The 14,469-nt window shown below is 38.7% G+C and carries 8 protein-coding genes; all 8 read right to left on the reverse strand.

Annotated elements, in window-relative coordinates:
- Positions 1 to 258: 258 nt before the first annotated feature.
- The 8 genes from I2I33_RS14745 to I2I33_RS14780 all read right to left on the reverse strand — a co-directional run bounded on the left by I2I33_RS14745 (position 259) and on the right by I2I33_RS14780 (position 14,447).
- The gene (locus tag I2I33_RS14745) at positions 259 to 1,224 is read right to left on the reverse strand and encodes a hypothetical protein (RefSeq protein WP_140402563.1); all 966 of its coding nucleotides are present in this window, start codon (positions 1,222 to 1,224) and stop codon (positions 259 to 261) included.
- A gap of 10 nt (positions 1,225 to 1,234) precedes the next feature.
- Positions 1,235 to 2,749: a RagB/SusD family nutrient uptake outer membrane protein gene (locus tag I2I33_RS14750; protein ID WP_087420391.1), complete on the reverse strand. Its 1,515-nt coding sequence runs from the start codon at positions 2,747 to 2,749 to the stop codon at positions 1,235 to 1,237.
- Between the two features lie 10 nt (positions 2,750 to 2,759).
- A complete protein-coding gene (locus I2I33_RS14755; protein ID WP_229128318.1) occupies positions 2,760 to 6,422 on the reverse strand; it encodes a SusC/RagA family TonB-linked outer membrane protein in 3,663 nt (1,220 codons plus the stop codon).
- Positions 6,423 to 6,587: 165 nt separating this feature from the next.
- Positions 6,588 to 7,742: a FecR family protein gene (locus tag I2I33_RS14760; protein WP_087420393.1), complete on the reverse strand. Its 1,155-nt coding sequence runs from the start codon at positions 7,740 to 7,742 to the stop codon at positions 6,588 to 6,590.
- Between the two features lie 79 nt (positions 7,743 to 7,821).
- Positions 7,822 to 8,382, reverse strand: a complete 561-nt coding sequence (locus I2I33_RS14765) for an RNA polymerase sigma-70 factor (RefSeq protein ID WP_087420394.1) — start codon at positions 8,380 to 8,382, stop codon at positions 7,822 to 7,824.
- A gap of 284 nt (positions 8,383 to 8,666) precedes the next feature.
- The gene (locus I2I33_RS14770) at positions 8,667 to 9,011 is read right to left on the reverse strand and encodes a glycoside hydrolase domain-containing protein (protein WP_087420395.1); all 345 of its coding nucleotides are present in this window, start codon (positions 9,009 to 9,011) and stop codon (positions 8,667 to 8,669) included.
- Positions 9,012 to 10,412: 1,401 nt separating this feature from the next.
- Positions 10,413 to 11,606, reverse strand: a complete 1,194-nt coding sequence (locus I2I33_RS14775) for a TlpA family protein disulfide reductase (protein WP_087420396.1) — start codon at positions 11,604 to 11,606, stop codon at positions 10,413 to 10,415.
- A 78-nt stretch (positions 11,607 to 11,684) separates the two neighbouring features.
- The gene (locus I2I33_RS14780; RefSeq protein ID WP_087420397.1) at positions 11,685 to 14,447 is read right to left on the reverse strand and encodes a zinc-dependent metalloprotease; all 2,763 of its coding nucleotides are present in this window, start codon (positions 14,445 to 14,447) and stop codon (positions 11,685 to 11,687) included.
- Positions 14,448 to 14,469: the final 22 nt, after the last annotated feature.

The raw sequence follows: 14,469 nt of genomic DNA on the forward strand, positions 1-14,469 counted from the left end.
TAAAAAAATTACATATTTCTTTTAATAAACAATTCTTTACAAAATATTAATTGGTAATCATTATCAAAATTTCCCGCTCTATCATTAAGTTTCCTATCGATAAAGCGGTACTTCTTCCCGGAAGAAAAAAAAACTAGAATGAAATCCATTTCTGCATTCCATTCTAGTGTATAGAAATCATCGGCCAGACTTTTTAGTTTACTTTTATACAATCCTAGGAAAAATCGTAATTAATGATTTTATTGTCGTAATTTTATTTTACTGAATATACCCTTGTTCTTGTAAGAAATTTTTCATCCAGGAAAATTTTTCCATAACATAAGGGTATTCTCCATTTTCTGATTCAAATTCTTCTGGGGTTTTCAACAGAGCTGCCGCCACGAATGTTTCGAAATCTTTTTCCTCTGTTGGGGAATAATATTCATATTTTGTCCACTTGGGATTGTTGAAATAATTATAAGTTATAGTTAGTGAACTCCATTCCAGAAAACCTAGTGGACGAGAATCTGGAATGCCTTTTCCCCCGCCGAAATCTTCGGTTGTTCCTTTAACACCATGGGCGTACTTGTTTCCTTCATTCTCGACAATTTCTTTTTGTATGGTATAAAATTCTTTTACAAGCTCGGAATATTTAAGCTGAATACGATTGGCAACTTCAATAGCAACAATCTTTCCAAGCCAGTTTTCCCGTTCCTCTTGAGTGAATTCCGTAATGTTTTTTCTTGTACCGTCTGTCATGCTAACGGTTAATCCTAGCAATGTTGTTTCAAAATCCCTTTTGCCATACTCGCAAACAGTCGTGTCACTAGCAGATATGACCGTATCCACTAGCAAATAACTTCTTGTGATAGTTCCGAATTTTTCTAATTGCGGCATTAATAGATCTCTGACAATTTTAATTCCTTGAATTAATTTTTCTTCATCTTTACATAGCGTGAAATTGACTTTAGAGAAACTTTCTATCGAATAGCCGATTTTTAATGTCTCGTAATAAATAATAGAGTCTCCCGCGTTATCGAATCCTCTGAATTCTTTGCCAAGCGTGTCATTTTTAAAGACGGAACACCCGTAATTCGTGTATATATCGCAAGCTATTTCGTTCCATTCACCTTCTCCCGGTTGAATTGCAAACCAGTCTTTAACCACTCCGGTCGGAGTTAATTCATCCTCCTGGGCACAAGCTCCCAATATAAAAATTATAAATAAGTATATTATCTTTTTCATTTTTTTATCATTAAAATTCAACATATTCGGCATCTTCCCTTTCGTTATGTCCTATTTCTGGATTCACGTTAACTTCATACTCGGGAATGGGTAATATCCATCCTTTTCCCTTGGGATACATTTCGAGTACACAATATCCAATTTGGGCTGCCTGACCGGATTCCGGCTTTTCCGCGTATACACCATGGATAATTTTATAATCTGTTAGCGGGTACTTGGGGTTTACAGCATAACGACGTAAATCGAACCAACGATGTCCCTCGAAACACAGTTCTCTCCTGCGTTCATCCCGGATCAAGTTAACAAGGTCTTCCCCTCGTTCCGTGATTTCCGGGTATATACCATTCTCGTAACGAGTTTCCAGTAATTCTTTCAGAACATCAATTGCTTCATCCTCCCGGTCTAGCATGACAAGAGCCTCGGCTTTGTTTAATAACACTTCCGCATAGCGTAAAACGAACGTGTCAGGAGTATCCCCCTCTGCAATATAACTTCCAAACAGCGAAGATATTTTACCGCTTACCATTCTCGATGATTTGCTCTTTAAAAATATGCTGGCCCGCAGGTCTTTGTACTTGTCATCAGATTGGTATAATCCAATTAGCCCATCCGAAACACGAAAACAATATCCCCCTAACGCACCGAATATATTGGCAGCGCATTCGGAACCTTGAGCAAAGATAAGTTCGGGGCAAGAAACCCTGAAGAAATTCTGCGAGTATGGTAAAGATAATTTTTCCAAGTGATACAACCTGTTACTTACTTTTTCACAACTTTTTAAGGCCTCTTCCCACTCTCCCATGTACAGGTATACACGACTGAGTAAAAGATTGGCAGCGTGAGCATTCGCTTTGAATACCTGATCTTCATTGATTTTTTCCAAGCAAATGGCTGACTCTTTTAAATCGTGTATGATTGAAGAGTATAAAGTATCCAAACGTGTTCTTTTAAATTTTAAATCTTCTATATAGGAGGTTAATTTTAGGGGTACGCCTGGGGTATTATTAGCTTTATCTTTCTCGTAGGGAGCGGCATACATGTTAGCCAATAAGAAGTAGTAAGCCGCTCTTAAAAAGAGCGCTTCTCCTTTTACCTTATTCCTTAGTTCTTCGGGATCATCGGGAAACTCGTTAACTTGATCCACGACAACGTTTGTCACTGCGATATGTTTGTATAATCGCTCCCATTCGTAATCATCCAGGGGATTCCCGTAAAGAACAAACGGGGATTCTTTCCATTGATAGAATCCAGCTAGTTGCTGCCCCGACATACCGCCTAAACCGGCATTAGTATAAGCTTCCATGTCATCATCCATTACCCATAGCCACGGGTAATAATTTCCTGATGAAGAGTACAGGAAATATTGTACCCCGATATCGTTATCCATGTAAGCATTACCGATTAATATTTCATTCAAATCTTCACATGACGAGGCATATACCAAATCCTGTGAACGTTCTTCAAGGAAATCACCACAAGAGAAAGTGATGAGAGCGACCAAGCCTAATATCATAAATTTTTTCATAACTAGTAGATTAAAACGAGATGTTAAAACTTAAATTATACATGGCAGGAACGGGTACCGAGATAGAAGTTGCGGTTCCGGATTGTGTTGGATCCTGTCCTTTTAAAGCTTTTGAAGCGATGGTAAATAAATTACTTCCGGATACACTCACGTAAGCGGAGGATATACCAACCTTTTTTAGAAATTTTTCGGGAACAACGTATCGAATAGAGATTGATTGTAGTTTCACGTAATCATTAGGTACGACCCGAACATTAGAATTATCATACATTTGCCATATATTTTGGGCAAAAACAAATGGATATGCAATAACACCTTCTGTAATGTTAATGTTACCTGTGGCGTGGGCAAACCACGGGTCTAAAGTTTCTTGAAAGGTCTTGTTGTCTAAAAGGCCGGGTATATTCGTGTGTTTCTCGTCTCCAGGACGCTTCCAACGGTTGACCATCTCTGCCCGCAAATTCTGGTTGGGTTGTACGGCCATGGTTCCTCCTGTTTCACTGGCTTCTGAATATAATTTTATAAGTCGGGTTTTTGCCCCGAAACTGTAACTGAGATTGAATGAAAATACAACACGTCTCCATTGCATGGTACTGGATATACCTCCTTGGAGAAAAGGTTGCCGGCAACCAGAGTATTCCATCACGGTCTTGTACAATTGTTCTTTGGTTAATTTACCATAAGCTTCTTTGTTCTCTTCCTCTGTCCCGTAGAACATCGGACGACCATCTGTTGGATCTAATCCTTTGAATTTGTAGGAGTAGAAACCGTTAATGGGATGACCCGCTATCGGGATTGTACCGTTCAGGTAATCCGTGTAACTTAATCTTTCATAATCGTCATCTTCCAGGGTACGCTGATTTTTGGAGGATTTCAATTTGTCCACGAGTTGATTAAAAACAGAACCGATCTGCGGGTCGATTCTCCATGAGAAACCTCCAATCTGCCCGCTTTGTGAGAAGTCTAGATTATTAAAGGGTTGGAACGAAAATGCACACTCAAAACCACTGTTAGTTACCGTTCCCGAGTTTACAGTATAATTACGTGCTCCGTTAACGGGAGATATAACTTTTGACATATAAGCATTTGTCGTTTTTCGGTAATACCCGCTAAGAGTTCCCGATATTTTTCCTTTCCAAAGAAAGAAATCCAAGCCAACATTTAATGATGCCGTTTTCTCCCAGCGTAGGTTCGGGTTAGGGAAACTTTTAATATCAGAGTATAATTCTCCGAAGAAGGGATGTAACGCCTGTTTCTTGATGATTAACTCCGGACTTTGATCGTCAAGCATGTTCCCTTGATAACCAAAGGAAACACGCAAAGCGACATCATCGATCCAGTTTGCATTCTTTAATATATCTTCTTTGATATTCCAACGTCCGGATAAAGACCAGATTGGTAACAAACGTTTATTACTTTGATCTCCGAATTTGTTGGAAGCATCTACACGCATGTTGGCATTAAAAATATATTTATTATCAAAAGAGTACATGAATGTCAAAATTCCTGCCACCTTGTTATTGATCGTGTAAGTTCTTTTCCCTAAAGCAGCCTCGTCGGTTAATCGCCATTTATCGTACCGGGGGTAATAACCTTCAGGTACGGCACTGATTAACATTCCTCGGTCTTTCATGTAGCCACGCATGGTGATATCCATCCCGGTATATTTGGTGGAGGATAATTCACCGAAAGCGGAAACACTAATATTATGTTTCATGTCTTTATCTAGGAATCGGTTGTAATTCAATTCTACTCTCATGGAATAAGTTTCGTTTTTTTCTTCGGTTTCCCGTAGTTCTCCTCCAACAGGTAATCGAGAGTATCCCTCGTATCCTTTAGCAACTTCTCCCGTTTCTTCATCCCAATAACCTAATGTTCCCACGTACCACGTATTTTCTCCGAACCAGATTTGCCTGTTCGTGTTACTTAGCCCGTACGCTGCTTGTAAGCTGGCTCTCCAATTTTCAATAAAATTGTAATCCATTCTCAAGCTTAAATTCACAGTGCTAGCATCTTGTTCATCCGAACTATTATCTCTTTCATTTAGAACATTAAAAGGATAAGTCCAATCGGCTTTTTTCCGTTGGTAAAAAGATAATGAGCCATCCCACTCGTACGCAGGAACCGCACGACTAGTGTTATAGGCATAATTTTGTAACGCAACTTCGCTCGGCGTGTATTTCTTTCTTTGCGCGTTACCGTTTAATCCGAATGACACGAATAATTTACCGAAAGTCAAATTCAAATTGGAATTCATGGTATAACGTCTACCGATCTCTCCCCGTAAAGTTCCCTGGTCATCTCCATAACCGAGAGAAGTGTAATACTTGATCTTCTCGGAACCTCCGGAGACACTTAACGTATGACTGTGCGAGAAGGCATCCCGGAAAATAATATCGAACCAATCGGTATTTACTGTCTCGTAATAATCTGTCTGCCGTTTTAATTCCGCATAATCAATCAGCCCGTTATAATAATCTTTTAAAGCACTTTCGTAACCGACCCACGAGCTGATTGTATTATAAGGTATTTGTTTTTCAATGATTTCATTGGAGTATTCCACTCGTTCTTGAGAGTTCATCAGGTCAACTCCCCGCATCGTGTAACGGGGCCTACGCTTTATTCCGCTCGTGAAAGAATAAGACACTTTGGGTTGTCCCACGTGCCCTTTTTTCGTGGTGATCACGATAACCCCGTTTGCCGCCTTTGTGCCGTACACGGCTGTTGCTGCAGCATCTTTTAACACGTCGATTTGTTCTATATCATCAGGGTTTAAACCGGATATAGCATTACCTAACAGGTTTACAAAGTCCAGGTCATTCAGTTGCTCCGGTTCGATATTTACCGGGTCGGTAAGTACAACCCCGTCCAGAACCCAAAGGGGTTCCTGGTTACCTAGCAAGGTTGAGGTCCCCCTTATTCTTAATCTTGGCGTGGCTCCTACCTGTCCAGAATTTTGCATGAAAATCATACCGGGAATACGACCTTCCAGCATTTGGTCTACTGACATTAGGCCCGGAACCATTATGTCTTCCATTTTCAACGATGTTACGGCGCTTGTCAAATGGCGGCGATCGAAGTTCTGGTACCCGGTATTTACAACAACTTCGTCGATTTGATGTTGCTTTTCTTTCAGTATTACCCGTAAAGTTCGTTGTTCCCCCACCTTAATTTCTTTTGATTCCATTCCAATGAATGAGAAAATCAAAGTTAGGTTTTCTATTTCTCGGGGTATACTTAAAGAAAACATACCCTTGTGGTTCGTACTGGTTCCTAGTGACATACCTTTGATCTGAACCGTGACCCCGGGAATGGAATCCCCTTTTTCGTCAATGACCACCCCGTGAACCTTGATCGGTTCTTCTTGTACTTGAGCATCCCTCGTACTTACCATGATAATATCGTTTTCAAATTTCCATGTTAAACCATTTTTCCAAAGGATATCTTGTAATACCTCGCTTATCGCTTTTTGGGAAACATGGATAGAGATCTGGTCTAATTTTTTCGCATGTTCTTCGTTAAACACGAAACAATACCCCGTCTGTCGCTGGATTTCCCGGAATAGGATTTCAGCGGAGACATTTTGCATATCTAAAGATACTTTCTTTTCTTGAGATAATGCTGCCGAAACGGTTAATTGAAAACACACAATAAATAACATACATAATTTCATAACACGTAGAATTTTTTGTTTTTCGCTCCATAAAAAACAAGAGTTTAATCCATTTTTTTTCATAATTTTGTTTCTCAATTTTTATTAAACGATTGGAAAGATTGTTGGGGAACAGTGCTTTCCATATTTATTCTGAAACGAGAGGTGCTGGAAACATTTCTCGTTTCATTGTGAAATTATAATAGCTCCATCCTTTAACATGCAATTAATTTCTACAGACTCGGAAATCGCTTTCAAGATGATCTCTATGTTATCATACTTTTCCAAGTAACCTGAGAATCGATAATTTTTCAATGTCTCGTTGGAATAAAAAATGTCAATATCGTACCACATAGCTATCTTGTCCATGATAGCTTCCAGACGTTCGTTACTGAAAACAAGCAAACCGTCTTTCCAGCCCGTGTATAATAACAGGTCTACTTCTTTGATTTTCACCTCTCCGTTATTTTTAGATACACTTGCCAGTTGTGATGGTTTCAAAAAGTATTCCGTTGTAGATGTGTTTCCTTGTATTCCTACAGACCCTTCGAGTAATACTGTTTGAACTTCTTCTTCTCCAAATGTATTTACATTGAATTTAGTTCCGTGAACCAAAATTTTTGCGTGATCTGTTTTAACTATAAAAGGTCTAGTCATATCTTTTTGGACTTCAAACCAAGCTTCCCCGGAAAGATATACTTCCCGTTTCAAAGAATCGAATACAACGGGGTATTTTAATTCCGTGGCCGCATTGAGGTGAATTAGAGTACCGTCTTCAAGAATTACTTGATATTCTCCGCCTCGAGGAGTTCGTAAGGTATTTCTTGCTTTAGAAGATTGTTTGCCTTTATTGTATTTTAATTGATTTTTCTTTTGGTTTACTTTTACATCCACTAGATTTTGCAAAGGTAGCGAGTCATTAGAAGACAAGGTGATATGTTGGCCGTTACTTAAGGTTAGCGTAGCTTGAGAGATGATCCGGGGAGACGGTTTTAGAGATGACAGATTTTTTAATATCGTATTTTCTCTTGTTTGGAAAATTAGGACAACACCGATAAATATAATAAATATGGCGGCATATCGGGCAATTTTATATATAAAGCGTTTTTTGGAAGGATAATAAGTATCTTCAAAACGCTGTAAGGCTTTTTTCCAATTGGCAGAACGATAGATCGTAAATTTTTCCCGAGAACGGTTCGTTGAGGAGATTGACTTGAAAAAGACTTGGTTTTCCTTTTTTGCGTTTATCCATTTCTGTAATTTTTCCTCCTCTTCTTTTGAGATCGTTCCCAGTAGATAGGCTGCAAGTAAACGTGCTATTTCGTTATTATAATCTTTCATTGTCGTTATTTTTATAACAATAACGACAAGTATTAAAAAAGATGTACAAGATTTTTATTTTTTTTATGAGGATATGATTTTAAAACACGTGTAATGCCATGGCCAAGAGAAATAAATTGCCCATTTTGGAGCGTAATACCTGCATGGCACGGGCTTTTTGGGTTTTGACAGTTAAAATAGAGATGTTTAATAACGAGGCAATTTCTTCGTTTTTTTTCCCGTCTAGATGCAACTCGAATATTTCTTTACAACGTTTGGGTAAAGAGTCTACTATTTCAAACAGGAGACGATACATTTCTTCCTCGATAATTTTGAAATCGCTTTCTTCTTCACTTTCTTCTTGTACGTAAATGTTTAGAAACCGTCGTTTCACTTTTTCATGTTTCAGATGGTCTAGGGAGGCATTCCTCACCGAACGATACAAAAAATTTTTGAAATTTGAAAACGTTTGGAACTGGTAATTATTTGTCCATATATTTGCGAATAAATCTGACACAATATCTTCCGCAATCTCTTTCCGTGACACGTAATTTAAGGAAAAACTAACCATAAAATTATAATATTCTTGGTACAATATGCGAAAAATTTTGGGTTGTTTAGAATTTAATAATTCCAAAAATTGTTCTTCCGAATACTTCATACCTAAGATTTTATAAAAACAAAACACGTTAATGCTACAAAAAAAGAAATATTTTTTGAATACATTTATTTTATATATTACTTTTTTATTGCTAATATCATTAAAAATTTCCACGAACTTTAATATTGAAAATTATTACGATTTACAATCAAAAGGATGGTCAATCGAATTTCTAAAATGATTAACAATAAAGAATTTATAGCTTCCATTCTATATTTTTTACGAGATATTAGTCCATTGATCCAATTTCACTAACTCTTGATCGGGAACTATCCCTGTTATTTTTACTCTCTTTTCAATGAAAACGAATAAGGTACATCCTCATCCCCAATACCCCGAAGTTTATTCAGCCGCTCGCTCATTTGGAATTCAATTCGACCGCCATTCAACAAATCTGCATGAATAATATAATTCTTCGTGTATACTTTCTTATTCCATTTCATCCATGAGATATAACGGTGCCTATCATCATTACCCGAGGCAACGTACGAACCAACAAACGCCCGGGCAAACCGACATAATTCCTTGTAACGAGTTACAAATAAATAGTCAAACGCTGATTCTTGACCACTTTTCAAATCACTTATCAACACATGAATATCATGCTCGTATATGTTACATTCTTTCATAAAGATTTCCTAATTTCTACCCATGCAACTACAAAATACTCTCCCTAAATAAATTTTTAACTATCAAAATACACTTTTGTTCTCAAAAATAGATTTTTTTCATTTAATAAACTATAACTACAATTCTTTTTACCACTTTTACTGGAAATTTCTCATGTCTAGGAAAACCCAGTTCCAGTTTGTTTTTTAAACCAGATTTACCGATGCAAAAAATTTCTGAAATATTCTCTTGATTAACCTCTATGAAACGAAATATCATCTTTCAGGTGAGAAAAAATCCTTCTAAACAATTTGTCGCGCAAGGGATCCAGGTGTTCAAGTAGCGGAATATGCAAGGCAGAACGTTGCTTATGGTGTTACAAGCACAATACAAGACCTTACGTATGTGCCACATCCTTCCACCCTGTTCATTGTATGTATAGTGGAAAGATACTCGCTGGTATCGTTAACCCTGAAAGTAAAGGGGTTAACAAAGAGTTCTCTTATTTCTATCAAGTCTATTTTGCACACGGTCATGGCGATAGCTCTCAATCGACGTCCCTCGACGCTCTTGTGGTCTTTCTTGAGATAGGTTAAGCAACAACGTTGAACCAGGGTTGACTCGTGATTAGTACCATGCAATGTTCCTTGTTACATCTTTTTATCCACTTGTTAGCGTCTTTTATCGCCCGGATAATGGATTTATGATCATCACACAAGTTACACTCTCGATGACAATGCCTAGACTCATGATATTAATTAAATCCTAGCAAATTTCATCGGTATACTCGCCACTTGCTGCCCGGTAAAGTAAAGTCTCTTTTCAACTCGTTTTCTCGATAGATGAACAGGCATATCTTGTTACTAAACAAGTCCCATCCACGACCAGGTTAACCAAGCGATATACTGGAATTACCCAATATTGACAACGATTTAAATTTCCAGAGAATTTACGACGAAGAGTTCGGGTGCTAAGCCCAGGCTCTCGTGGTATTGATTCCTAAGGTTGAGGGTAAATAACTCACGTCTTGAACCAGCTTAACTCGTTCTTTCTTTTGATCGGTTCATTTTTACCGTGAAATAGATTCCACAAAGCACGCAACGGTAACGCTGTTTACCAGATTGTTTATCCCACTTTATCATGTCCGTCGATTAACAAGGCCAATAACGAGATTTTCTACTAGGTCTTTCCATAAAATTACCTTAATTAAAAACGTTTTCAATTAAGGTAATTAATGATGCTGAAATTCAAATTATCTTAAAGAATCTACCAACTATTTTGGGCCACATGGCCATATCTTCAACTAGTTCCAATTCATTGGTTTTATTCCTCGCATCCTTGTCAAGAGAACATTCACCTTTTCCATGATAATATTCGAAAAACAACACGAAAACGAATAATAGTCACTCAAACAAAAAGTATCATTCCAACAACACCTGTTCAATCACTTCCCGTAATTTTGTTTTTGGCAAGTTTCTCCCAATAATTTTATTATTCTCATCCAACAAAAGCATACAGGGAACACTGGAAATACCATACAGGCTAGATGATTGTCCCAAAGAATCCCTTACATTATATTTCCACGTCAATTTATCCTCCTCAACCGCTTTCAGCCAATTTTTCTTTTTCGTATCTACCGTGACACTAACCACCTCAAAACCTTTATCTTTAAATTCTTTGTATAAACTCAATACAAAAGGGTTTGCCCTCCGACACGGCCCACACCATGACGCCCAGAAATCCACCAATTTTAATTTACTTTTTACATCATATAAATTCAACTCGTTACCCTCCATGTCCACCAGAACCATATCCGGGGCAATCGTTCCCTCTGAAGTTTTCAGCGCCCTACGTTCTCCCGCCATCTTATCCCTAACTCCCGCCATTCTCTCCTTGAAACCATTTCTTTCCAACCAAGCTTTTGAAGCAATTCCCAATTTTGAGTAACGATCTAGAACATAATCCCACCCCTCCAACTCATAAGCTACCGCATTTATCTTTGTTCCCAACGCATACAAGTATCTTTTTAAACGAAACGTGTAGGAAGTAACATATCCTGAGATGGCACACGCAGTAGCTTTATTATCAACATGTTCCTCCACCAATTCATTTTCTTTCCGTTCATAACTCTTGATCAATTCCTCAAATTCCTTTCCTAGCGAATCTTTTTTCCTCTCTGTTGATGTTATAAATTGCTGTACCAACACCTTTCTCGTATCGACGAATTTCTTTTCATTATCGTAAAAAGCCCGTGCCAGTTGCTGGGATGCCTTGTCTTCCTGTATAAAAGAATGATCTTTGTTTCCCAAGTACACCATAAAATTAGAGCCTGTTAAAACAAAATCAACGGCATCCAACACCCGCTTCCTATTATCGTCAACCAACTCAATCCGACAATCTTTATCTTTACCTGTCTCACCGTTCAAGGTGAAACGGCCATTCAAAACCTCGACTTGTCCCAACGTGTCAACAATCTTCCCCTGCTCGATTTCCATCAAGTAAACAACCGTACTCAAACTGTTTCCGTCACAAAATCCTGAAATATCATATGTTGACTTTACATTACATCCCCATATAAACAGAGATACCAGTACACTCAAAAATATTATTCTCATCCTATCTCGAATTATTAAATAAAAAGAGGGTATGCCAAAAATTCATGGCGCTCGTCTTGACATACCCTCTTCCTGAAATTACTTCTTAGCGGCTTCTAACATCACCAATATAGATTGATAATGAGCCTTATCCATCGCGTTAGCTGTATTCACACGACTCTTTACCAAACGGGTAACCTTTTCAAGCATATTATAATAGAAACCCGTGCGTTCATCAATCGCCGTAATATCTATCGGGGCCTGCGAACCGTAACCGCTACCAAATTTCACCATCTCCGACATAACAGATCCCCGACCTTCTTCCCATTCGAATTTTCTAAATTCATCCAAGTACTTAGCAACAATACCACTCTCGTCCAACCCGTAAAGAACGATTTCATCAACGGAAGGAGTATACACGTTCGTTAAACAGATTCGTCTCCGGTCACCTGAGGTCATCGCCTTAACCGTCTCCACCGTACTAGCCACGGCTAAACGTTGTATCTGCCTGTCCCCCGCAGTCAAGGCACGTCCTTTAATCGTACTTTCCCATATCCCGTTATACAAATCATCAAAATAATTGGCAACGGAATAAGGTTTATCCGAGATATAAGAAGAAAGTACCACGTTAGCAGACAGGTTGATCAACATACTCATAACGGACTGGCGAATATAACTTGCCATCCCGATATTTAAACCGACATTATCTAAAACGGATCTATCATCAACCCAATCACAATTACGCATTTGGCGAATCACCCATTGCATGGCTTCTTTTTGCACTTCCCTGGGAACAGCCTCGTAAGTCTTACCTTTTGTACCTTCTTTTACGGCCGTCAGGTAAATACCACCCACGTTATAAGCCGCATTAGAAATATAACGTAGATATTGGTTCGCAATATTCCCATATAAAGAACTGCGATGAGAAAAATCCGGATCATCCTGTAACCACTCACTTAAATGCTTCAGGATATATTTCAAATTCTTTATCCCGTAATCTCCCGCTTTCATAGCGTTGTCACCTAGGTCTTCCTCTATCGCACTTGGGTCATAACGAGCTTGAGTTTGTTGTCTTCCATAACGGTACAATGGATCCCCGGCTTTCTCGTCCACCCATCTTTCCAAGATTTTCGCTTCTTCGTTTACAGACAAATTTCCGGATATAGGGGAATACAACCATTTAATAATGAAATAATCATAAACTCCCAATTCTGGAGGAGTCAATCTTACGCCCTCGTCTCCCGGTTGAGCAACATAATTAAATCGAGCGTAATCCATGATGGAAGGGGTAGTTCCATACTTTTGCGTAAACGTGGCAGAACGTAACGAGTCCACGGGATAAGCATGAGAAGCCGCCATGTTATGCATCAATCCCAATGTATGGCCTATCTCATGTGAAATCACGTATGTCATTGTTTCTTTTACAATATCATCCGGCATCTTTTTCGTTCGCACCCTCGGATCAATTTGTGCTGTCTGCGTGAAACGCCAATTGTTGATCAACTTGATAATATCATTATACACGATCACTGTAGCATTGATAATCTCGCCCGTGGTCGGATCAACCCAACTCGGTCCCATAGCGTTGGGCACGGCAGCCGGCAAGTAACGGATACATGAATATTTCAAGTTATCCGGGTCAAAATTCGGATCGTTCTTTGGAAATTCTTTCACTTGCATCACGTTCTTCAAACCAATCTTCTCAAAAGCCAAATTCCATTTCAATACGGCGTTTTTGATAGATTCCAGCCATAAATCGGGAAACAAAGTGTCCACGTACCATACAATCGGCTTTACAGGCTCAACCAGCTCTCCTTTTCCCCAAGCCTCCATATCTTTCGGTTCCACCCGCCAGCGGTTTGCATAAGTAAAAGGTTGAATTCCATCCTTCTTGCTACTTAAATATTCTTTATTGGTCAAGAATACACCCAAACGAGTATCTGAAACACGAGGTTTCATCTTTTTTTCCGGCAATAGTAATACAGAATTGGTTATTTTGGCCGTCATGTTACCGATAGGCATCGAGAACATCGCATATTTCAAAGTAAAATCATAAGTCATACATGTCTCTATAGACAAATTATCATCAAAAGCCTTGATGTCTCCCAAGAAAGACAAGTTAGATTGTGGTTGAGAGGTTATTCCATATTGTCCAACTTGCTTCGGTACAGGATTTAAAGCCTTTTCCTTGCCCATAAATAAAGAAGTCATGTCAAAAATAACTGCCGATGAATCCCTATTATAAGCCTCAATTCTAAAACGACTTTCCAACGGGTCTATAAAATTCTTATCTGCAGCACTCTGCATCTTGGATTCTGAAGGATCAGCCATAACACGTGCATTCACCGACCTCATATAAACGGCTCCATCAAGTATTTCAAATTTCACATGCATGGGTTTCTGGTTTTTATAACCGACCATCAACAATTCCGGATCACTGGATTCCGTTACCGTGGCGGCAATCAACATTTCCCGTCCGAGATATTTTTTAGGGAATTCGAAATAAACTTTCCCGTCCACTTTATGTAAGGTTATGAAAGTACTCTTTACAGTTTTAATCCCCGGTTTCTTTATAAATTGATCATATCCCATCGGTTCACCTTTAGAAAGCATTTTCACGGGAGACCCTCCGTTGGATTTCAACGGAATCATTGTCGGAGTCATCCCTCCCCCTTTTTTAGCAGCTTTCTTTTTGCGTTTCTCCCATTGACGTTTAGACATGCTCTTGGGAGCTTTCTTTTTCTTCTCCTTTTTTGTTGCAGAGACAAGCTCTGTTTCTGCTCCGCCATTTGAAGCATACCCTATTGTGGCACACGGAAAAACAAAAAGTGCGCACAACAACATAACAAACCATTTTTTCATACTAAAGTTTTAATAAAAAAAT

Origin of the sequence: Butyricimonas sp. BSD2780061689_150309_C8 (genome assembly GCF_015560935.1) — a bacterium.
Classification (GTDB): domain Bacteria; phylum Bacteroidota; class Bacteroidia; order Bacteroidales; family Marinifilaceae; genus Butyricimonas; species Butyricimonas paravirosa.